The organism is Tenacibaculum discolor (assembly GCF_003664185.1).
In the GTDB taxonomy this organism is placed as follows: domain Bacteria; phylum Bacteroidota; class Bacteroidia; order Flavobacteriales; family Flavobacteriaceae; genus Polaribacter; species Polaribacter discolor.
Genome location: NZ_RCCS01000006.1, coordinates 128,110 through 150,239, shown reverse-complemented (window position 1 = coordinate 150,239; position 22,130 = coordinate 128,110). Strand labels below are relative to the sequence as shown.

The window sequence follows — 22,130 nt, the reverse complement described above, 5'->3', positions numbered from 1 at the left end:
ATTGATAATAATTTGGAATGGTTAATTATCGATAATTAATAAGCGCTTTATTTGTTTCTATCTACAATCGCTACAGCAATGTCTGATATTTTTGATTTTAATTTTTGCATAAAGTCTCCTTTAAACTCTTCATCATCAATCGTTCTTTCAACTTCAGCTAAAATGATATTTGGGTCTATTTTTAAGTTTGACTTTTTCAGCTCTTCTTCAATAGTTTTTAACACATCTTCTCTCTTTACTTTATTTTTCGCATAGTATTCTTTAACCTCTTCAGAACTATGTGTTACTGCAAATAGTAAGTCATCACTATTCACCCTAACTCTTGAATTAAACTCTTTCTTTTTTGTTACTATTGGCTTATCTAACTTTGCTACTACCTCCTCTTCTTTTGGTTGTTCTTCATTTTGGATATTTTTAAAGACTATATCTTTTTCTTTTAAGGTAGAATTCTTAGTTGTAGTAATCTTTTTCTTCTTTTTAAGCAATTGCTTTTCTTGTTGATTTTCTTCTGCCTCCACAACAGCTTCCTCAGTATTTCTAAGGAAATTTTCTATGCCTTTATTATTAATTTTTAGTGTATCAATTGGAATATCAACTATAACTTCTTCTATCGTTTCTTTTGAACCTGAACCTGTAAAATAGAAAGCTACAAAGCTTATTAACAAAGCTAAACTAGCTGCATAACCTACATATAAAAACCAGTTTCTTTTCTTTGTTGCCTCCTGATTATCTAAACGAGTCTCTAACCTTTCCCATGCTGAATTAGATGGTTTTAGTTCTCTGTTTTTTAGCTTTTCTGCTATATGTTTGTCTATATTATTGCTTGACATTTCTTACTTGATTAATTTTCTCGTAGCTTGCTTGTAAACATTTACGAGCTTTAAATAATTGTGACTTAGAGGTACTTTCAGAAATTTGTAATTTTTCTGCAATCTCTGAATGTTTATATCCTTCAATAGCATATAAATTAAAAACTAACTTATACCCTTCAGGTAACTCATCTATTAACTTTTGTATATCTTCTACCGATGTGTTTTCAAGACTTTCTGTTGCAACACCATTAAAAACAAAGTCTTCATATGATACTTGAACAGGATTCTTTTTTCGCAAATAACTTATACAGGTATTTACCATAATTCTACGAATCCAACCTTCAAAACTTCCTTCTCCTTTAAATTTTTCAATGTTGGTAAAAACTTTAAAAAAACCTTGCAACATTAAATCTTCTGCATGATGTAAATCTTTAACATACTGTCTACAAACTCCTAACATTTTTGGGGAGTGTTGCTCAAATATTAATTGTTGAGCTTCTCTACTCTGTTTCTTTGCTTGTTTTATAAGCGAAGCTTCTTTATTATGTAGTGAAATAATTTTCAAATCAATAGGTACGTTTTTATAGCCTTACAAATATAAAGACTACTGGATTTGAAAAAAGGTTGCCTGAAGAATAAAAAAACCTCCGAACTTTTTAAAAGACCGGAGGTTCAAATACCATAATTAAATGATATTTCAGGGGGGACTAGCTCTTTTTGTGTCTCCTCTGAATTCTGAATTATGATACAAAGTTATACTATATCAACAAATATATGTACAGGAAAAAGCCTAGATGTTTATTTTTTTTATCTACCAGCTTACTCCTGCTCCGCCCCCGCCTGAACTACCACCTCCAAAACTTGAAGATGATGACGATGAGGATGACCATGAAGATCCTCCAGAACTAGAAGAACTACTACTTCTTTCTAATCTTGGAATTATTATTGTTTTACTTTCTTGATAGTTACAGTTTTTACATAAATAGTCTTCTTTTTTTTCGCCACTAGAGTCGTAAGTTGCTTTACATATAATTTTCGTACTAATTCTTCCATAGGTTTTATAACCACATTTTTTACAATTAGAATACTTTCTACTAGAACCTTCATACTCTAAAATCAAAATATCACTTTCATCTTCTGTAACCCAGACATCATATTCTTTTGACTTAATTTTTTCTTCAAGAATTTGTGCTTTCTCTAAAAAACTGTTTTCACTCCATTCATCTTTTAAATAAAGTTGCTTTCCGTTCTTTTTACTAAAACGAGGAGAAAATCTATATCGTTTAAGCTTAGCTTTTACATATCTATTAATAAAATAAAGTGGTAATGGAAATAAAAAGAGTAAACAACCTAACCCAAGCTTGCTCATATCTTGATATTTATCATAAAGATCTTCCTTAGATTTATCTATTGATTTAGCTTTTATACTAAACCAACCTCCTATAAATAAGCCAACTATTGAATAAAAAAGTAGGTATAAAAAAAGCGGATTCTTAAAAAAATTAGTTTCCTCTTCATTATAATAATTAATGTTCTGAGCATAAATTTCATCAATAACATCAGGTTTATTAATTATTTCTTCTACTCTAGAAACAGCAGATAGCAATCCTTTACCAAATTCTCCTTCTTTAAAATACGGTACAATCTCGTCTGTTCCTATTCTATGGCAAACAATATCAGTTAAAATAGGTTCTAACCCATACCCTACCTCAAATTCTGTTCTTCGTTGATCTATTACCGTTAAAATAAGTAATCCGTTATCGACTTCTTTATCGCCTATTGCCCATTCTTCAAATAATTTAACAGCAAAATTTTTAGGTACTTCCTTTCCTATACTTTTAAGAATAACAACAGCTACTTGCGCTGTTGTATTTTGTTCTATTTCCCAAAGCTTTAAATTTAATTGTTGCTCTTCAATTTCATTTATATAGTTATTGGGGTCAGATATAAACCCATTAGCACCATTCTTTTTTGGGTTTGGAACTTCTTTAACCGAATAAACTTCTTTTTGAATATATTTTGGAGGAATAAAACTATCAGGATATGTTTTTTGAGTTTTTACTTCTTCTTCCTGAACCTCTTTTTCTTTTAAAGTTGTAGCTTTATTTTCTTTACCAACAACTTCCTGAAAGCTATACACTTGAAAAACAACAAATAACAACAGGAAATTTAATACGTACTTTTTCATCTTTTATATACTCTAAATTCTTTCTATTTTCTAGTATTTTTTACTTGCTTGTAAAAGTAACAAGTTTACAACAAACATTTCCCTACAAAACTTGCCCAATATAATTCTTTGTACTACTTTTATTATAAACCTAATGAGTAAAAGAGTTTTATTATATGAGTTATAATGCAACGATAGAAGAAGAAAACAAAGAGATAGCAAATAGGTATAAAAATTTATTAAAAGGTACATATCAAACATTATCTGAAGATGATAAAAAACTGATACGTAAAGCTTTTGATATTTCTGTAGAAGCACACTCTGAACAACGTAGAAAATCAGGAGAACCTTATATTTATCATCCTATAGCTGTAGCTAAAATAGTTGCAGACGAAATAGGTTTGGGGGCAACTTCTATTGCTGCTGCCTTACTACACGATGTTGTTGAAGATACGCACTATACCTTAGATGATATGGAGCGTTTGTTTGGAGAAAACATAGCTCGTATTGTTAGTGGATTGACTAAAATCTCAAACCTAAAGCAAGAACAAGATTACTCTATACAAGCAGAGAATTTTAGAAAAATGTTACTCACATTGCATGATGATGTTCGAGTAATACTTATTAAAATTGCTGATAGATTGCACAATATGCAAACTATGGATTCTATGCCTCCTCATAAGCAGGTAAAAATAGCCTCTGAAACCTTGTATATTTATGCTCCTCTTGCACACCGTTTGGGACTTTATAATATTAAAACTGAACTTGAAGATCTTGGTTTAAAATATACAGAACCTGATGTTTATAGAGATATTGCTAACAAAATAAAAGAAAGCAAAGAAGACCAACAAAAGTATATTGATAGCTTTACTAGTGTTTTAAAAGAAGCTTTAAATAAAGAAGGTTTTGCTTATGAAATAAAAGGTCGTTTTAAGTCTATTTTTTCTATTCGTAGAAAAATGCGTAAACAAAACGTAACTTTTGATGAAGTGTATGATAAGTTTGCTATTCGCATTATATATAAGCCTACTTCTGAAGATGAAAAGTTTGATGCTTGGAAAATTTATTCTATCGTTACTGACTTTTTTAAGCCAAATCCTGCTAGGTTAAGAGATTGGATTTCCCAACCAAAATCAACAGGATATGAGGCATTGCACATAACAGTAATTGGCCCTCAGGCAAAATGGGTAGAAGTTCAAATCCGCTCAGAAAGAATGGATGAAATAGCTGAAAAAGGTTATGCTGCTCATTTTAAATACAAACAAGGTTCTGTTAAAGAAAATGGCTTAGAAGGATGGTTAAATCGTTTAAAAGAGAGTTTAGAAAACCAGAGTTTAGATGCTGTAGATTTTGTTGAAGACTTTAAACTAAACCTTTATGCCAAAGAAATCTATGTATTTACTCCAAAAGGAGATTTAAAATCACTTCCTAAAGGAGCTTCAGCATTAGATTTTGCCTTTTCTGTACATACCGATGTTGGATTAAAGTGTCGTGGAGCAAAAGTAAACGGAAAGCTAGTGCCGTTAAGTCACGAATTAAAAAGTGGAGATCAGGTAGAAGTACTTACCGCCTCTAACAACAAACCTAATGTGCGTTGGTTAGACTTTGTTATTACGGCTAGAGCACGTGCTAAAATTAAATCGGCTTTAAAAGCAGAAGAAAAGAAAATAGCAGAAGAAGGAAAAGCTGTTTTACAACGAAAACTACGTCATTTAAAAATTAACTCAAATGAAAAAGTTATTCATGAGTTAGCCAGTTATTTCGGCTTAAAAACTAGTTTCGATTTATTTTATCGGGTTGGTAATGGTGCTATAGACAATACACAACTTAAAGAGTTTGTTGCTCAAAGAAGTAATCGTCTTATGGGATTCATCAAGAATACCTTTAGACGTTCTCCTTCAAAAGAAATATCAGAAAAAGAAGAAGTTACTAATAAATATGATGCTTTAGTTTTTGGTAAAGAAGAGCAAACGTTAGATTATACTTTGGCTAAATGCTGTTCTCCTATTCCTGGTGATAAAGTTTTTGGATTTGTAACTATTAATGAAGGAATTAAGGTACATAAAAATGATTGCCCTAATGCTATTTCGTTACAGTCTAACTATGCTTACAGAATTATGCCTGCTAAATGGATTGATTCTACCAAGCAAGAGTTTACAGCTATTTTACACCTTTCTGGTATGGATAATAAAGGTATCGTAAATAACATTACTAGAATAATTTCTAATAGTATGGATGTGTTTATCCATAGTATTAATATTTCTGGAGACAATGGGGTATTTGATGGAAAGCTATCGTTAAGTGTAAAAAACAAGACTCAACTAGATAAATTAATTAATAACATGAAACAAGTAGAAGGCGTTCAAAAAGTTGAGCGTGTTAATACTTTGTAAATTTCGTTTTTAACATCCTTGTATTTTATCAAGAAATAAACGTAAATTTGTCCTTTCGTAAAATTTAAAAATAAATGAGTAATTCAGCCGAAAATCAAGAAATTGTAAAAAAAGTATTCACTTCTTTTTTAGAAGAGAATAAACACCGTAAAACACCTGAACGTTACGCTATTTTACAAGAGATTTACGATGCTGATGAGCATTTTGATATCGAATCTTTATACATTAAAATGAAAAACAAAAACTATCGTGTTAGTAGGGCTACACTTTACAATACGATGGATTTATTGTTAGACTGCGGTTTGGTACGTAAGCACCAATTTGATGGGCAGTCAATGGCTCGATATGAGAAGAGTTACTTCGATAAAAACCACGATCATGTTATACTTACTGACAGTGGTGAAGTGAAAGAGTTTTGCGATCCTCGAATTCAAATTATCAAAAAAACAATTGAAGATGTTTTTGATATTGATATTCACAATCACTCATTATACTTCTACGGAACAAAAAGAAACAACAAATAAAACACACACTTAACAACACACTAAATGGCAGTAGATTTATTACTTGGTTTACAATGGGGAGACGAAGGAAAAGGTAAAATTGTAGACGTTTTAACAAAAAACTACGATATTATTGCTCGTTTTCAAGGAGGTCCTAACGCAGGTCATACCCTAATTTTTGATGGAAACAAGCATGTATTACACACAATTCCTTCAGGAATTTTTCATAAAACAGCCTTAAACGTGGTAGGTAACGGAGTAGTTATCGATCCTGTTATCTTTAAAAAAGAATTAGAAAATTTAGATCAACATAACATTGATTATACTTCTAAATTATTAATTTCTCGTAAAGCACATTTAATTTTACCAACACATCGATTATTAGACGCTGCTTCTGAAACTTCAAAAGGAAAAGCAAAAATCGGATCTACTTTAAAAGGAATTGGGCCTACTTATATGGACAAGACTGGTAGAAATGGAATGCGTGTTGGTGATTTAGAATTAGACAACTGGAAAGAAAAATATAGAGCTTTAACTGAAAAACATTTAAGTATGTTAGCATACTTTGATGTTCAAATCGATTATGATTTAGATGAGTTAGAAGCTGAGTTTTCTAGAGGAATTGAAAAATTAAAAACATTACAGTTTATTGATTCTGAAGAGTTTTTAAATAACGCTATCAAAGAAGGTAAAACTATTTTAGCTGAAGGAGCTCAAGGATCATTATTAGATATCGATTTTGGAACATACCCGTTCGTTACTTCTTCAAACACAACTGCTGCTGGTGCTTGTACTGGTTTAGGAGTTGCTCCTAATAGAATTGGTGAAGTTTTCGGTATTTTTAAAGCATACACTACTCGTGTAGGTTCTGGACCTTTCCCAACAGAGTTATTTGACGAAGACGGAGCTACTATGGCTAAAGTTGGTCATGAATTTGGAGCTACAACAGGACGTGCTCGTCGTTGTGGATGGTTAGATTTAGTTGCGTTAAAATATGCGGTTGATGTAAACGGTGTTACACAATTAATGATGATGAAAGGTGATGTATTATCTGGTTTCGATACTTTAAAAGTTTGTACTTCTTACAACTATAAAGGAGAAGAAATTTCTCACTTACCTTATAATATTGAGCCAGAAAATGTAAGTGTAAACTATACTGAATTCAAAGGTTGGGAAGATGATTTAACAAAAATGACTTCTGCTGATGAATTACCTCAAAACTTATTAGACTACATCGCGTTTATTGAAAAAGAAACTGGTGTACCTGTAAAAATAGTTTCTGTAGGTCCTGATAGAAAACAAACAATTAATAGATAAAATTTAAAGGAGCTCAATTGAGCTCCTTTTTTATGATGGTAAAAGAATACTTAGAGAATATCACTACCCAATTTAAATCGTATAAAGAGGTAGCTGATAAAACGATTGCACAACTAGAAGAAAAGGACTTACACTGGAAATACAATGAGGAAAGTAATAGCATTGCTGCTATTATTGTACATGTATCTGAAAACATGTTATCTCGTTGGACAGACTTTTTTACTTCTGATGGAGAAAAAGATTGGAGAGATAGAGATGCTGAATTTGAAACTCATGATTTATCTAAAAATGAATTAATTGCTCAATGGGAAAAGGGTTGGAATTGTCTTTTTTCTGCTTTAGACTCATTAAATGAAGAAAATTTCAATCAACCAATTCTTATCAGGAATAAACAAGTTAAACTAATTGAAAGTATTACCAGACAAATAGCTCATTTTCCTTATCATATAGGTCAAATAGCTTATATAGGTAAGATGATTTTAAACGATAAATGGCAAACTGCTTCAATAGCAAAAGGAAAATCAAAAGAGTTTATACAGGCTCAATTTGAAAAAAACAATTCATAAAAAAAACGTCTTTTAGAAATTTCTAAAAGACGTTTTTAATAGGAAACATATGGCAGCTTATTTTTTTACTGTTTCCAAAATACTTGCTACAGTTTCTTTATTGTCTACACCTAAACCTTCTTGTTGATGCACTAACTCCCCTTCCGGATTAAATACACTTATTATATTTGAATGTGAAAAATCTAACGGAGAAATTTGTTTGTATTTTACTGCCAACACATTTGCAAACTCTCTAACTGATTCTTCTGTACCTTGTAGAAAAGTCCAATGCTCATCATCCATATAATTTTCTTTAGCAAAAGATTTAAGTTTTTCTGGAGTATCATTTTTAGGATCAATACTGATTAAAACATATTGTAAATCACTATTATACTTCATTGGTATTTTAGCCTCAATATTACGCATATCAGCCACCAATCTTGGGCAAGCAGCTTTACAAGTAGTATAAATCATGACCATTACCAAAGTTTTTCCTCTTAAATCTTCTAAATGAATACTTTTATTTTCTTCAGTTTTCCATTCTGATGTTAAATTGAATATAGAACTTTCAGAAATATCAGTTGCTAAAGCTATTTCTTTAGCCTCTTTTTGATCTTTTTGTGTTAAATCCATTTTACAAACTGGACAAACTCCTTCTTCAGTATACGTTTTATCTCCCTCACATAACATTGGGCATTCATATACTGTTGCTAAACTCATATTATTCTTTTCTTTTTTACATGAACTCAATAAAGTAATTGAGAAAAGAAGTATCGTTATATATTTTACTACTTTCATTGTGCTGTATCTTTATTTTTTACACATCTAAAACCCAAGTTTCGCATTGTGTATTTAGCTTTTAAGCTTCCACGAGTAGCATAACGCATAAAAGCTGCATAATTCATTAAATCTGTTGATCCTATTGCTGCACTTCCGCAAAACAAATTACTATCGTTATCAACGTCTTTTCTAGACTCTCCCGATACCAATACTGAATTAAAATCGGAAGTCCATTCCCAAACCAACCCATGCATATCATAAACTCCCCAATAATTCTTAAATGTTGACCCTATAACATTATCGAAAGTTCTTGGTTTTTCATACCATCCTAAAATGTATTCATTATACATTTTTAAAGTTCTTGCATCGGGTAATTTCTGATTAGCCATTCCCACATATTCCCATTCATCCACAGTAGGTAATCTTTTTCCTTTACTTTCACAGTAACATTTAGCTGCAAACCATGAAACATTGGTTACCGGTGATTTTAAACTAAGCTTCTCTCCTATTTCTGTATCACTTTTCCAATTAATAAGATAACTTTTATCAGCAAACAGCTTAATTACTTTAGATTTTCTCAACTTCGGATTTTCTTTTACAAACTGTAAAAATTCTTCATTAGTTACAGGGTATACATCCATTAAAAAATCTTGAATCGTAACTGTTGCTGAATCTCTACCGTACAAAGGAATATAACTCCCTCCTTTAATAGGAACCATTTTAGATTGACAATTCATATGGAAAATGCCTAAGAAAAATATACAAATTGTCAATCTTAAAATAGTTTTCATTTCTTTTAATTTAAATTTTAACTACGTTTTTAGTGAGCGCTTTTTACTTCCATTACAGTATTTACACTAACATTGGTTTTATTATTGCCCCATGAGTTGTAAACATAAGTTAGTACATCTGCCACTTCTTGATCATTCAACGCTTGTTTAGTCATTACACTATTATATTTTTGACCATTTACAGTTATTTCTCCTGTTTTACCATGTAAAACAATATCGATAGCTCTCTTAACATCAGCATTTAAGTAGTCTGATTTTGCTAAAGGAGGAAATGCATTTGGAATTCCTTCACCATTCGCTTGGTGACAAGCAAAACATGTTTTCGTATAAATCTGTTTACCATCAGCTATTTTTTGTGCTAATGTTTTTTCTTGTTTAGAAGCAACGGCCTTATCTTCTTTACCATTTGGCATTTCTTGAATAGTACCTCCTTCTGGGTTATAAATACCTTCTTGTTTTACCCCTGAATAAACCTTTTTACTCTCTTCTCCTTTTACCTTTAACATTCCTAAAGCTCCTTTATTAAAAGCTCTAAAAATAGCGTGATCTACTAAAATAAAAGTACCAGGAACGTCGACTTTAAAATCAACGATTGCTGCCCCTCCTGCTGGAATAGAAGTTGTTTGAACATTTTTATTAATTACATCTCCTCCTTCTATATGTACATTGTCAAAAATTTCACCAATAACATGGAAAGATGATGTTAAGTTAGGCCCTCCATTACCTACAAATAAACGTACTGTTTCGCCAACATTAGCAGTAATTGCATTATCTCCTGTTAAAGCTCCTACACTTCCATTAAACACTACATAATCTGCATCTTCATCTACTGCTTTTCTCATATCAAAAGCTTGTAAACCTGGCTCTCCATTTTCTCCTTTTGTATAGAAGTCTCCTTGCATAATGTAATATTCCTTATCAACCTTTGGTAAACCTCCTTCTGGCTCTACTAAAATTAGTCCATACATTCCGTTAGCAATATGCATTCCTACAGGCGCAGTAGCACAGTGATATACATATAATCCAGGGTTTAATGTTTTAAATGAAAATGTTTTTTCATGACCTGGAGCTACAAATGATGAAGTTGCTCCCCCACCTGGTCCTGTAACTGCATGTAAATCGATATTATGAGGTAATCTATTATCTGGATGATTTGATAGTGTAAACTCTACTTCATCTCCTACTCTAGTTCTTATAAAGCTTCCTGGAACAGAACCACCAAACGTCCAATAAACATATTCTACACCATCAGTCATAGTTCCTTCTTTTTCAAGAATTTCCATGTTTACCAGTAACTTTTTTGCGGATCTATTACCAACAGGTGCTGGAACATGAGGAGGAGCTGTTAATTCTGCTTCTATCGTTCCTTTAACTGCTATATCTGAAGCGCTCTTCATAGCTATACTTTCAGACTTTTCATTTTTACAACTAGCCATTAAAAACATAGCTGCTAAAATCATTAAAATTGTTTTCACTTGTTTCATCTCTCTTCTATTGATGTAGTTATTAATAATCTTGCATAAAAGACTTTTTTATCTTTTATACAAGCAAAACTACTAAGAGAAAGGCTTTTGAAATATGACTTTTGTCATAAAAACAAAAAAAGGAGCTTTAAGCTCCTTTTAATTTATTTTTCTTTTAAAATTTCTTCTCCAAATTGATGACACAACTCAAGAGTTTCTTTAATATCATCCATCGTTGTTTTCGGATTTATTAAACACATTCTAAGTACTACTTGCTTATTTAATATAGTAGTTACTAAAAATGCTTCTCTAGATTCCATTATCTTTTGAGAAATTTTTTGATTTAACTCGTCAATCTCTTTTTCTTCTAAGTTTAACCCAATAGGATTATATCTAAAATTGATAACCGCTAAAGTTGCAGGAGAAATAATTTCCCAGTTTCTACTTTTACGTAACATTTTCTCTACATCATCTGCTAACTGGATATTGTAAGTAACAGCTTCTTTAAAAGCATCTAATCCATAGGTTTTGATGGACATGTAAAATTTCAATGCTCTAAAACGTCTTGTTAACTGAATACCGTAATCGTAAAAGTTAATTTCTGATTCATTTCCTTCTATATCACGTAAATACTCAGGTTTTTCACTAAAAGTACCACTTAACCAAGAAGCATCTTTTACTAATAAACATCCTATTTCATAAGGTTGATAAAACCATTTATGCGGATCTACAGTAAGAGAATCAGCTCTTTCAATTCCTCTTAATGCTTTTGCTCCTTTTTCAGCTAAAATAGCGGCTCCACCATACGCTCCATCAATATGAAACCATAAATCTTCCTCTTCACAGATATCTGCTATTTCGTCTAAAGGGTCTACAGTACCTGTATTCGTTGTTCCTGCTGAAGCGATGTAACAAAATGGTTGTAACCCTTCTAATCGGTCTTTTGCTATAGCGTTCTTTAGTTTGTTAATACTAATTCTAAACTCTAAATCGGTCGGTAAAATTCTAATTTGTTCTTTTTTAAACCCTAGAACACGAATTGCTTTAATATTAGAAGAGTGTGCTTGATCAGACAAATAAATCACAGCTTTAGAAAAATCATCACCACACTTTAAACGTCTCGCAGTAACCAAAGCTGTTAAGTTTGCCATAGAACCACCACTGGTAAAAATTCCTCCTCCTTTTTCAACAGGAAAATTATACATTTTTAGTAACCAATTCATCGTTACAATTTCTAACTCAGCTGCTGCTGGAGAAACCATCCATCCACCAGAAAAAATATTGAATCCAGTAGCCAAACTATCTGCCATAGTACTAATAAAGTTACTAGGTCCAGGTACAAATGAATAAGCTTTAGGGTGAGAAATAACCGTACTGTTTGGTATCACATTGTCCATCACAAAATCTAACACCTTTTCAGCAGACATTCCTTCATTTGGAGCTTCTTGCAAAAAAATGCTATCCATTTCTTTTCTTGAAGCACTAGCTACAGGCTTTTTTTGTTCTAAAGTAGCCCAATGTTCTGCAATTATATCTACAATTTTATATCCGTAAGACTTCATCTCTTCTTTTGATAAATCAAAATGAGCGCTCATATCTTTATAATTTTTTAATTTGTTACAAAAATAAGATAATTAAAAACCTCGAACAGACTATTTTTATTTTATATTTATCATGTTATGTATTAAATTAAGTTTCTATGAAAAACACTAAAACTTCAGGTGCTGAGCATGCTAAAGAAATAGCTTATTTTGCTTTTTGTATGTTTTCTCCTTTTATATTTTCATTTATTTTACATTTATTTTTCAAAGCTTCATCGGTTATTTTTACCTTTGTTGTAGCTATTATACCTTTAGGAGTTGTATTTTCTATAGGTGAAGGAATTTTTCCGAGTAGGCGTATAATGAAGTTTATTTTAAAATTACTCATTTATTTTTTCACCTTCTTGTATGTGTTTATTTTCACTTCTTTAACTTTTTGGGGAATTCTTTTTTACTTTGTAGGAGCATATTTACATACTTTTTTCTATTCTAAATTAATAGATGAAATGGATTAATGTATTTTATTCTTTCCTTAAGAAATTTGGTAGTTACTTTTCATTATTTTTGTGCATTAAATCGTATTATTTTGAAAAAACTATTTCTATTAATTTTTATATTATTCTCTGTTGTAAGTTTTTCTCAAACAAAAAAAATCAAAATACTTTCTACCGAATTAAGTACTGCTGATGAAAGTAAGTACCCTGGAGCTACTATATTGATAGGAAAAGTTAAAATGTCGCATGAAGGAGCTACTCTAGATTGTAAAAGAGCACTACTTTACAAAGACAAAAACTTATTTAAAGCTATTGGTGAAGTAATTATTGAGCAAGGAGATAGTATTATTCAATACAGTGATTTTGCCACATATAATGGGAATACAAAAAAGGCAAAATCTTGGGGAAATGTAGAAATTAATGATAAAGAAATGACGCTAAAAACTGATACGCTTCATTTTGACAGAATCAACCAAGTATTATACTACCCTAATGGGGGAACTATCCGCGATACAAAAAACACTCTGAAAAGTGTAAAAGGAACTTATCTTTTAAGAGACAAAAAGTTTACAGCAAAATCTAAAGTAACTGTTGTAAATCCTGATAACCATTTAGAATCTGACCATTTAGATTATTATACCAATACAAACTTGGCTTATTTATACGGACCAAGCACCATTACCAACTTAAAGGATAGTACTAAAGTGTATTCCGAAAGAGGTTTTTACGATACTAACACGGATGTTTCATACTTCGTAAAACGAGCAAAATTGTTCTTAAAAGAACGAACTGTTTCTGCCGATAGTTTGTACTATGACAAGCGTAACGGTTTTGCTTCTGCAACCAACAATATAAAAGTGGTAGATACTGTACAAAATATGGTAGCTAAAGGAAATTATGCTGAGCTATATGAGCACAAAGACTCCTTGTTCATTATTGATAGGGCTGTTGCTATTTCAGTATTAGAAAAGGACTCTATGTATGTAGCTGGAGATAAAATTTTACTAACAGGAAAACCTGAAAAACGTATTGCTCGTATTTTTAATAATGTAAAAATATTTAAGTCTGACTTACAAGGTAAATGTGACTCTATTCATACCAGTCAAGAAACAGGTTTAACTAGAATGTTTAACAGACCTATTTTATGGTCTAATAACAGTCAAATAACGGGCGACAGCATCCAATTACTCACTCATCAAGAAAGTAATAAGCTAGATTCATTAAAGGTGTTACAAAATGCATTTATGATTCAACAAGACTCCATTCATAAAGATAACTTTAATCAAATTAAAGGACGAAACATTTATGGTAAGTTTGAAGATGATGACTTACGAACTATGATGGTAAAAGGAAATGCAGAATCATTGTATTACAATAATAATGATGATACTCATAAATTAGAAACAATTACCAAGGAAATAGCAAGTGATATTGAATTCATTTTAGAAGACGGAGAGATTATTCAGACTACATATTTTAAGAAGTCTGAAGGAAAAACGTATCCACCTTCCAAATTTCCTTCTGAAGAGAAAAAATTTAAAGGTTTCTTGTGGCGTGGTGATGAACAACCAAAAACAGTAGAAGATATTTTTGTAAAAGACTCTACTTCTACTATTCCCCAAAAAAGAAAAAAACAACCTGATGTTGTTAAAGAGGCTAGGGAACAGTTCATTAATGAAACTTCAAAAAAGGAAGAAAAATAAAAAAATCCTAACCTTAAAAAGTTAAAATAATTCCTGTGAAAGACGATTTTTTAAAATACCAAGGTCAAACCACTCCTCATCCATTAGCTATTGAAATTTCACATGCTAATGGAAGCTACATTTATGATAGCAACGGAAAAGCTATGTTAGACTTCGTAGCTGGAGTTTCTGCTAATAGCTTAGGTCATAGTCACCCAAAGGTTAACGAAGCCATAAAAAATCAGTTAGAGCAATATACGCACGTAATGGTGTATGGTGAGTTTATTCAAAAGCCACAGTTAGAATTGTGTAAAGCCTTAGCAGCTACCTTGCCTCCTAACCTTTCATCTGTTTATTTGGTAAACTCTGGTACTGAGGCTACCGAAGGCGCTTTAAAGTTAGCGAAACGCTTTACCGGTAGAAGCGAAATTATTGCCGCTAAAAATGCTTATCATGGAAATACCCAAGGAGCAATGAGCGTTTGTGGTGCAGAACAACAAAATAGAGCTTTTCGTCCGTTAATTCCAGGAAGTAAATTTATTGAGTATAACAATGAATTAGATTTAGAAAAAATCACTTCAAAAACTGCCGGAGTCATTTTAGAAACCATTCAAGGTGGTGCTGGTTTTATTGAACCTAAAAACGATTACCTAACAAAAGTTAAGCAACGATGTGAAGAAGTTGGTGCATTATTGATTTTAGATGAAATCCAGTCAGGTATTGGACGTACAGGAACATTTTGGGGGTTCGAAAATTACAATGTTACTCCTGATATTATTATCACTGGTAAAGGTTTAGGTGGCGGAATGCCAATCGGAGCTTTTATTGCTTCTTTTGAAGTGATGGATTACTTAAAAGAACACCCGAAATTAGGACATATTACTACGTTTGGTGGACATCCAGTAATTGCAAGTGCTGGTTTAGCTACGGTACAAGAGATTACTTCCTCTAACTTAATGGAAGAAAGTTTACGAAAAGAAACGTTAATCCGTAATAAATTTAAAAATCACCCAAAAGTTAAAGAAATTAGAGGAAAGGGTTTGATGCTTGCTTTATTAGTGGATACTCCTGAAGAAGCTTCACAAGTAATTTTAAACTGTTTAGACAAAGGGTTGATTTTATTCTGGTTACTTTTTGAAGGAAGAGCCATTCGTATTACTCCTCCCCTAACTATTTCTGACGAGGAAATAGAAAAAGGATGCGATCTTATAGTAAGTGAGCTGGATAAGTTGTAGTAAAGTTTGACTTAATAATATTTTATATCGTTGTAAGTAATTTTCTATTCATTTATTGGAAATTGAATTTCAATTACTTCTGCTTCTCCTATTTTTTTACCCCCTCATGAATCCACCATTTTCTCCCTATATTCATGTATTCGTCTATTGGTTGTCTTGATAAAAACCTAATCAAAACTTCTTTAGTTTCTCCTGGTAAAATCAATTCATCTTCGTCAAATTGAATATCTCCCACATATGAATACTTAAATTGTCCATTTGATTGGTATCCAAAAATATGATTAGGTCGATATCCGCTTTTAATCCCTGTTTTTCGACCACCTTCTTCTTTAGATATTAGTTTTAGTTTTGCTTTTACATGAATTAATTCAGGTGTTTCTTCTAGATCAAAATCCGTTATACTACAATCAGTGTATTTTCCAAAAGCCTGTTTATCAAAAACTTTTCCGTAACCTAAATTCAACCATCTTTTATAAATTAATTTCCCATTAAAATATAGATAAAGTTCATTGTCATTTTTTATTTCTTTTCTTATTATCATAGTTTAGTTAAATTACCTAACAGCTTAGATTATGAGTACTAGCGTAATTTATACTCTTTTTAAATTTGTAAGTACACACCAAACTGAAAATCCTCGCAGATTTTCGTGAGTAGACTAGTTTATACACAATGTTGACAACAATATTTATTTACTTTCCTCAATCTGTTTTAGGTGTCGTTCGGTATGGAACAAGATAAAGTTGAGCCAATCGGTTATTGTCATTTCGCCTAATAGAAAATGATTGTGTATTCTATTGTCAAATCTTATTTTTCCTGTAGACAAGCCATTTTTCATAGTATTTCTTAATGTTAAAAAAGCTGAATTAAAGTCAGTTAGATTTTTAAAGTCTCCTTTCGGCTTGAGTAATTCAGGTGATTGCTGTTTTTTGTTTCTCTGTTCTACTAAAATTGTTTCCAGTTTGTTTCGCCCAACAATTTCCGTAGTCTTAGATTCATTTTCCGAGGGTTTAGACACTATGCTATAGATAGCCTTGTCAGTAATGTAAATGTGTTCTAAAATTTCTAATATGCTCCATTCAGAACCATTTTTTTTAGTAAGTTTTTCAATAGGATAATCCTTAACGGTTACTAATAGTTTATTAGTGTTTTGTTCTAGGTCTTTAATATATCTTTCCATTTCTATTTTTTATATCGTTGTTAACAGTTACTGTTTTAAAGTTAATAATTTTCGGTTAAGAACTTACGTTAGCAATTCCGAGTGGATTCGGACATAGTCGAATCTGCCGTAATTGCGGTTATGCATTGTTGGCAGTAGTCATTTTTTTTAAAAAGTTAGTCATTAATTCATTCAAAGACTCCGTTTCTCTATATAAGTCAAGTAAACAAAATTTACATAAAATATAATCCTCACTTACAAGATTGAAAAGGTCAGATTTAAATAATTGATTAATCCGATTACAATTTTTACATTTTACTTTTAATACTTTGGAAATATTATTTAAAGCCGATTTTCCTTTTATGGATTTTTCATTGAATTGGTCATGTAACATAAGTTGACCAATTAGTCTTAAAAACTTTCTTTCAGTCAGTTTTCGTTTGGTTATAATTTTCTTTCTTAAAACATAACTATCTACAACTTCTGTAAAATAATATAATAGAACAGGAACAAAATAATAGAAATAGTCAAGTTGTTCTGACCATTCTTCTTCGCCAGAAAAGATTAAGTTTAAATTTTGTCTTTCTGTTTTGTAAGAAGGATTCCGAGTAGTAACTAAATGAGTGCCTAAATTAGCATTGGCATATATACTATTTGGATTTTTTTTATCCCATCTTAAATCATTTATTAAGTCTGAAGAAAGTAAATAATTATTAGAAATTTGTTTTAGAGAATTTTCAATAAGCTGTTTTTTCTTAATGTCATTAATCTTTCCTGGGTCGAACTTTTTCGAATCAGATTCGAATTTCTCTAAAAACACTTGTTCTTCTGTTAGAAGCTGTTCTAAAATTAATAAGTTTTCTAAAAAAGGTTTTCTTATAAGTGTAAAAGCAACTGTAAGTTTTATATTTTTTGAGCTGTCTAATGCTTGATGGATAAAATGACAAACGTCTGAAATTATCCCAAGAACAAGGTTTTTGCTAATTATCTCATCAACCTCTTTCTTGTAGCCCTTTTCAATTAACCATTCGACTATATCTTCATCTTCCTCGGATGGCACATCTCCATCTTTTTCAAAATGAATTTTGGTATTAAACTTCTTTTGAGTTTTTTCATCTTTAAGTATCCATACTAAATCGTCGTATAGTTTTACAGCAACGTTATGTGAAAAATGATAACCATTTGGTAGATAAACTTCATCTCTTGGATATATAAATAATGTGTCTTTCAAACTTTGCTCTAATTACTGCCAACTTGTATATAGATGTAAAATACATCGTTATACACCTGTTTTGGTAGGTTTATAGTTGTATTTTATGTTTGTTTATACTTTTACGAACTTACTAATAATAATTTAATTTTCTTACGGAATACCATAAGCTCAACTATTTAGATACTAAAAGTAGTTTTAGTTGTTATTAACGATCTCTGATACCTTATTTAGAAAATCTAAAAACCAAGTTGACAAACTTTATTGAATACTCCCGTTATTGAGTCGCTGATATCACGGCATGCTCCAAAGAAACTACGGCACGGGTCGCTGATGTAATTCTTCTTATTTTTTTTAGCAAAAAGATTGTGTTATGTGTACTATCCAAATATTTTTTTTACAAAAAACAACAACTTTTCTTGTTTTTTAGAACATAATTTATGCATTTAACTCAATGTTAAAGAACAAAAGACATATCATTACTTTTCTAGCTGTAACCCTGGTTTCTTTTTTTGACTCTACAAATAACCTCACTAAAAAAACATAAACAACTGATAATTAACACTTTTTTATTATTTTAGTTCGCAAAAAACAAAAAGCTATGTCTAAAAAACCAGTTGTAACTCTAGGTAGTAATCACCAATGTCCAATGTGTAGTGGGTCTACACCTCATGTTGGAGGACCTGTTACCCAAGGAGAGCAAAATATTTTAATTAACGGTAAACCTGTGGCAACTATTGGTAGCATGTGTACATGTAATGTAGGTATAGATACTATAGTCACTGGAAACCCAAGCATACTTGCTAATGGTAAACCTATAGTATGTATAGGTGATATGACTGCACATGGGGGAACTATTACTTCTGGAGAGAATAATGTTCTTGTTAGTAGTAGCTCACCACAATCAACTGTAGTGATGCCTATTGATCAAATTCCATTTCCTGATATTAGTTTTAAAGACAGAATTGGGGCTGCTTTTACTGGTAACACAAGAATGCTTAAACAAGCTGAAGCCAATCAACAAAAAATAAAAGAACTTGCTGAGCAACAAGAGCAAGAAAAAAAAGAAAAAGAACTCCCAAAATTACAAGGTGAAATTATTTTTATAAATGGTTATTTAAGCGACTTTAAAACAAACAGCGAATCACACTGGAATGCTATAATGGATTTAAACCCTGATAAACCAGGTTGGTTTACCTCAAGAGGTGAAAACACTAATGAATATAAGCGTACTGATCATGATGATTATTATACTGCCGAACAACGTAAAAAAGACCTGCACAGAAGTAAATTTAGAAAAATAGTTGAAGAAAAGTTTAGAAATCCTAATACGTTAATTTTTAAAACTCCCGAAAGTAAATATTATGGTTACTGGAATGATATTGCTAATGACTACAAAGCTACAGAAACCTACGCCAAATACTTTAATGCAGAAGGTAGAGTGCACTACATAAACGGTTCACATGGGCTAGGAAGTAGCGGAGCACATAGAGTTGATCATGGTATTGCCTTGGGGTATGAATGGGCTCGTTATAATTGGAAACTCATAAAAAAAGAAAAAGTTGAGGTAAAAAAAGAAGAATCTCCTCAAATAGAAAGTTATTCACCACATTATAAACCCGTAACTATTGTTGGTCATAGTCAAGGTGCGTGTATGGCAGCAGGTGTAAAACTAGGTATTATTAAATATGCTAACGAAATGGGATGGAAAAAAGTAGCCATAAATACTATTTTCTTGGGAGTACATCAACCTAAAGGATTATATGGGAAAAACTACGATAGTCTTATTAAGAAAAAAACACAAGAGTACATGGTTTACAAAAATGCTGTACTTAGGGGAGAAAATGAAGATAGCGGACATAAATTTTTAAGTGCTATTTCTGAATTATATAGTCCTAAATATAAAAAGGTTTTTAACAAACGAGGTTTATTTGAACATGTAAAAGCTATTTGTTACGATTGGAATGCTTATAAAAGTAGGGCTGTACAATTTACTTTTCCAAACGACAGAGGTGATTTAGTAACTATAGATGGAGATATACCAGAAATAAAAAGTGCCTGTCATCCTAAAAGGGATAAAACGTTATTTAGTGCTGAATATTTTCATAAACAAGATAGTATTCCTTCGTATTACCAAACACAACAAAATAAAAAAATCATTGATTTATCTATGTATGGAGCTGAAAGTGGCTATGTTGTTGTTCCTCCTTATGTAGCTGAAGAACGTTACGATTACGATGCTTTAGAAAAATTAGACTCCCCCACTGTAAGTCAACAAATGCATGGTGTACATTGGAAGGGCTATAGTAGAGTAGCCATACGTTGGGGAGTAGCTATGAATGCCTTTAAACTAGCTAAATCAAACTACCAAAAGTACACTAACCATAAGTTTGTCGCAGATACTGTTGGTGATCTTTTAATTGGAACCTATACATTTATAGAAAACAATCATAAAAAAATAGCGTTATACAAAAAACTAATTGCTAGTTATAAAAATAAAACGATCAAAACTAACCTTATAAATTTATTTGAAGGACATTTTAAAACTCCTATTAAGATACCTAAACACCTAACTCGTAAATGGAGATATTCTAGCGACGAAAAGTATGCTATCATTCTATACAATTTAGCCTATGTAACTTATCAAAATATGCTACTACAATACGCTCCATTACAAAGTGCTGATTTATATGCTCACTTTGCTCCTGTAGGACATGTTTTGCACACAAAATTATTACAAGATAAAAGTGGTAGTTTTAATGACCAGTACGGTAATACTTCTATATTTGAACGTATAAAAAATGCTGGAAAAGATAAATTCTATAGAATGAAATATAAAGTAGAACTTGGAAAAGAGCTAACAGATGAAGAAAAACGAAAACAAGAAAAAAAGAAAGTTGAAGAACTAAAAGATAAACTTATTGATTCTTCTATTGCTGACACAGAATATATAAATAATGTTATCAAAGCATACGTACACAAAAAGAAAAGTTATGAATCTAAGTTATATGATGAAAGTAAAAATAAAAATTAGTGCTATTTGTTTGCTTTTGTTAACTAGTTCTAGTTGTAATTATTTAAAAAAGAAAAAAGCTATACAAAAAATGGAAAAAGAATATACAGAATATCAAGATTTACATAAGCATCAAGGAACAGAAAATTATGATGTAATTACGTTGTTTAATGAGCACTCTGTAATTGAAGAGAAATTAGCTGAACAAAAACAACTATTTTTATCTGTAATAGGTAAAGAAAAAGAAAAGTCTAAAAGAATAAAAGTAAATTTTTTCGGAAACCTATTAGGCATAGGTTTATCTTCTGAAACACTAATAGATGGTACTATGTCTGGGTATAAAACATATGGAAACTGGCTCATTAATAATGACACTACTTTAAATAAATATATAGACCCTTTTTTAAATAAAGAAATTAAAGATCCTTTAGATTATAATTTCAAAAATGTAGAAAAAAGAGAATGGTTACAAAAGTTCAAAGAACTATATTTAGATGCCTCATATGTACATATTGACTCTTATGATTATTATTTTAAAATCAAAGAAAAGTGGTATTTAATTCAAACTTATAAAAAAGCAAAAGAGTTAAATATTGATATAAAAAAACAATACCCTTTCAAAATAGTCCCCGAAGAAGTACGTATGGTAAAAATTCCTGAAGTCTTTGATAACTTATTAGAAAACAAAACCCTACAATTAGCAGAATATGTAGAAATGGACAAACAAAAAAGTAGTGGTTTAAACCCTATTAGTTTTTCTTCTGGTTATTACATGTTCGAATTACATTTACCACAAGGTGACATCTTAAAATTTAGACGTTATGGTGCCATGGGGTTTAATGCTGATATGAATATATATCAAATACCTAAAGAATTAGGTGGTAGCGACGAAGTTTTTTTTATAGAACAATTACCTAGACAAACTTATCCTGATAAATCCTTTGCTGGTTTTTATGCCATACGACCTAAAAATTACAAAGAATTACCTGAGTATAAATCATATTCCGAAAAAGAGAAAAAAAATTAAC

19 protein-coding genes are annotated in these 22,130 nt (G+C 31.1%); 9 read left to right on the top strand and 10 right to left on the bottom strand.

Features of this window, described 5'->3' with window-relative positions; translation table 11 throughout:
• Positions 1–47 precede the first annotated feature (47 nt).
• From C8N27_RS06835 to C8N27_RS06825, 3 genes are all read right to left on the bottom strand, one after another.
• Entirely contained in the window at positions 48–830 is a 783-nt protein-coding gene (locus C8N27_RS06835; protein WP_121146772.1) for a hypothetical protein, read from the bottom strand.
• Entirely contained in the window at positions 817–1,377 is a 561-nt protein-coding gene (locus tag C8N27_RS06830) for an RNA polymerase sigma factor (protein ID WP_121146771.1), read from the bottom strand. The genes C8N27_RS06835 and C8N27_RS06830 overlap by 14 nt, the downstream gene beginning before the upstream one ends.
• Before the next feature lie 246 nt (positions 1,378–1,623).
• Positions 1,624–3,000, bottom strand: coding sequence for a TPM domain-containing protein (locus tag C8N27_RS06825; protein WP_121146770.1), 1,377 nt, complete (start codon positions 2,998–3,000; stop codon positions 1,624–1,626).
• A 155-nt stretch (positions 3,001–3,155) separates the two neighbouring features.
• Here C8N27_RS06825 and C8N27_RS06820 point away from each other — a divergent pair, with 155 nt between their 5' ends.
• From C8N27_RS06820 to C8N27_RS06805, 4 genes are all read left to right on the top strand, one after another.
• Positions 3,156–5,372, top strand: coding sequence for a RelA/SpoT family protein (locus C8N27_RS06820; RefSeq protein WP_099214481.1), 2,217 nt, complete (start codon positions 3,156–3,158; stop codon positions 5,370–5,372).
• Between the two features lie 74 nt (positions 5,373–5,446).
• A complete protein-coding gene (locus tag C8N27_RS06815; RefSeq protein WP_099214482.1) occupies positions 5,447–5,896 on the top strand; it encodes a Fur family transcriptional regulator in 450 nt (149 codons plus the stop codon).
• 24 nt (positions 5,897–5,920) lie between these two features.
• Positions 5,921–7,192 (top strand): adenylosuccinate synthase, encoded by a 1,272-nt coding sequence (locus C8N27_RS06810; RefSeq protein ID WP_121146769.1) that lies wholly within the window; start codon positions 5,921–5,923, stop codon positions 7,190–7,192.
• A 32-nt stretch (positions 7,193–7,224) separates the two neighbouring features.
• Positions 7,225–7,758 (top strand): DUF1572 family protein, encoded by a 534-nt coding sequence (locus C8N27_RS06805; protein WP_244174719.1) that lies wholly within the window; start codon positions 7,225–7,227, stop codon positions 7,756–7,758.
• A gap of 57 nt (positions 7,759–7,815) precedes the next feature.
• Here the strand turns inward: C8N27_RS06805 and C8N27_RS06800 are convergent, their stop codons facing one another.
• From C8N27_RS06800 to C8N27_RS06785, 4 genes are all read right to left on the bottom strand, one after another.
• Complete coding sequence (locus tag C8N27_RS06800) at positions 7,816–8,535, bottom strand: SCO family protein (RefSeq protein ID WP_121146767.1); 720 nt, start codon at positions 8,533–8,535, stop codon at positions 7,816–7,818.
• Entirely contained in the window at positions 8,532–9,308 is a 777-nt protein-coding gene (locus C8N27_RS06795) for a formylglycine-generating enzyme family protein (protein WP_121146766.1), read from the bottom strand. Before C8N27_RS06795 ends, C8N27_RS06800 begins: the two co-directional genes overlap by 4 nt.
• Before the next feature lie 29 nt (positions 9,309–9,337).
• Positions 9,338–10,792 carry a copper-containing nitrite reductase gene (gene nirK / locus C8N27_RS06790; protein WP_121146765.1) on the bottom strand — a complete coding sequence of 485 codons (1,455 nt, stop codon included), beginning with the start codon at positions 10,790–10,792 and terminating at the stop codon, positions 9,338–9,340.
• 143 nt (positions 10,793–10,935) lie between these two features.
• Positions 10,936–12,366, bottom strand: coding sequence for a pyridoxal phosphate-dependent decarboxylase family protein (locus C8N27_RS06785; RefSeq protein ID WP_099214487.1), 1,431 nt, complete (start codon positions 12,364–12,366; stop codon positions 10,936–10,938).
• Between the two features lie 104 nt (positions 12,367–12,470).
• Here C8N27_RS06785 and C8N27_RS06780 point away from each other — a divergent pair, with 104 nt between their 5' ends.
• The 3 genes from C8N27_RS06780 (at position 12,471) to C8N27_RS06770 (ending at position 15,723) form a co-directional block, all read left to right on the top strand.
• Positions 12,471–12,827 carry a hypothetical protein gene (locus C8N27_RS06780; protein WP_121146764.1) on the top strand — a complete coding sequence of 119 codons (357 nt, stop codon included), beginning with the start codon at positions 12,471–12,473 and terminating at the stop codon, positions 12,825–12,827.
• A gap of 71 nt (positions 12,828–12,898) precedes the next feature.
• On the top strand, positions 12,899–14,509 hold the full coding sequence (locus tag C8N27_RS06775; protein ID WP_244174718.1) for an OstA-like protein: 1,611 nt from the start codon (positions 12,899–12,901) through the stop codon (positions 14,507–14,509).
• Between the two features lie 35 nt (positions 14,510–14,544).
• A complete protein-coding gene (locus C8N27_RS06770) occupies positions 14,545–15,723 on the top strand; it encodes an aspartate aminotransferase family protein (protein ID WP_121146762.1) in 1,179 nt (392 codons plus the stop codon).
• 88 nt (positions 15,724–15,811) lie between these two features.
• Here the strand turns inward: C8N27_RS06770 and C8N27_RS06765 are convergent, their stop codons facing one another.
• The 3 genes from C8N27_RS06765 to C8N27_RS06755 all read right to left on the bottom strand — a co-directional run bounded on the left by C8N27_RS06765 (position 15,812) and on the right by C8N27_RS06755 (position 18,110).
• Entirely contained in the window at positions 15,812–16,264 is a 453-nt protein-coding gene (locus C8N27_RS06765; protein ID WP_121146761.1) for a hypothetical protein, read from the bottom strand.
• A gap of 144 nt (positions 16,265–16,408) precedes the next feature.
• Positions 16,409–16,900: a DinB family protein gene (locus C8N27_RS06760; RefSeq protein ID WP_099214491.1), complete on the bottom strand. Its 492-nt coding sequence runs from the start codon at positions 16,898–16,900 to the stop codon at positions 16,409–16,411.
• Positions 16,901–17,018: 118 nt separating this feature from the next.
• The gene (locus C8N27_RS06755; protein WP_121146760.1) at positions 17,019–18,110 is read right to left on the bottom strand and encodes a hypothetical protein; all 1,092 of its coding nucleotides are present in this window, start codon (positions 18,108–18,110) and stop codon (positions 17,019–17,021) included.
• Positions 18,111–18,690: 580 nt separating this feature from the next.
• On the opposite strand from C8N27_RS06755, the gene C8N27_RS06750 reads away from it, so the two are divergent.
• Together C8N27_RS06750 and C8N27_RS06745 are read left to right on the top strand one after the other, a co-directional pair.
• Positions 18,691–21,123: a PAAR domain-containing protein gene (locus C8N27_RS06750; protein ID WP_121146759.1), complete on the top strand. Its 2,433-nt coding sequence runs from the start codon at positions 18,691–18,693 to the stop codon at positions 21,121–21,123.
• The gene (locus tag C8N27_RS06745; RefSeq protein ID WP_147431705.1) at positions 21,083–22,129 is read left to right on the top strand and encodes a hypothetical protein; all 1,047 of its coding nucleotides are present in this window, start codon (positions 21,083–21,085) and stop codon (positions 22,127–22,129) included. The genes C8N27_RS06750 and C8N27_RS06745 overlap by 41 nt, the downstream gene beginning before the upstream one ends.
• Position 22,130 lies beyond the last annotated feature (1 nt).

Excerpts from the sequence above, each read along its gene's own strand:
- C8N27_RS06750 (WP_121146759.1), top strand. The coding sequence starts at position 18,691 with ATGTCTAAAAAACCAGTTGTAACTCTAGGTAGTAATCACCAATGTCCA.
- C8N27_RS06815 (WP_099214482.1), top strand. The coding sequence starts at position 5,447 with ATGAGTAATTCAGCCGAAAATCAAGAAATTGTAAAAAAAGTATTCACT.
- C8N27_RS06825 (WP_121146770.1), bottom strand. The coding sequence starts at position 3,000 with ATGAAAAAGTACGTATTAAATTTCCTGTTGTTATTTGTTGTTTTTCAA.
- C8N27_RS06820 (WP_099214481.1), top strand. The coding sequence starts at position 3,156 with ATGAGTTATAATGCAACGATAGAAGAAGAAAACAAAGAGATAGCAAAT.
- C8N27_RS06805 (WP_244174719.1), top strand. The coding sequence starts at position 7,225 with ATGATGGTAAAAGAATACTTAGAGAATATCACTACCCAATTTAAATCG.
- C8N27_RS06765 (WP_121146761.1), bottom strand. The coding sequence starts at position 16,264 with ATGATAATAAGAAAAGAAATAAAAAATGACAATGAACTTTATCTATAT.
- C8N27_RS06785 (WP_099214487.1), bottom strand. The coding sequence starts at position 12,366 with ATGAGCGCTCATTTTGATTTATCAAAAGAAGAGATGAAGTCTTACGGA.
- C8N27_RS06835 (WP_121146772.1), bottom strand. The coding sequence starts at position 830 with ATGTCAAGCAATAATATAGACAAACATATAGCAGAAAAGCTAAAAAAC.
- C8N27_RS06810 (WP_121146769.1), top strand. The coding sequence starts at position 5,921 with ATGGCAGTAGATTTATTACTTGGTTTACAATGGGGAGACGAAGGAAAA.
- C8N27_RS06745 (WP_147431705.1), top strand. The coding sequence starts at position 21,083 with ATGAATCTAAGTTATATGATGAAAGTAAAAATAAAAATTAGTGCTATT.
- C8N27_RS06760 (WP_099214491.1), bottom strand. The coding sequence starts at position 16,900 with ATGGAAAGATATATTAAAGACCTAGAACAAAACACTAATAAACTATTA.
- C8N27_RS06795 (WP_121146766.1), bottom strand. The coding sequence starts at position 9,308 with ATGAAAACTATTTTAAGATTGACAATTTGTATATTTTTCTTAGGCATT.
- C8N27_RS06780 (WP_121146764.1), top strand. The coding sequence starts at position 12,471 with ATGAAAAACACTAAAACTTCAGGTGCTGAGCATGCTAAAGAAATAGCT.
- C8N27_RS06800 (WP_121146767.1), bottom strand. The coding sequence starts at position 8,535 with ATGAAAGTAGTAAAATATATAACGATACTTCTTTTCTCAATTACTTTA.
- nirK (WP_121146765.1), bottom strand. The coding sequence starts at position 10,792 with ATGAAACAAGTGAAAACAATTTTAATGATTTTAGCAGCTATGTTTTTA.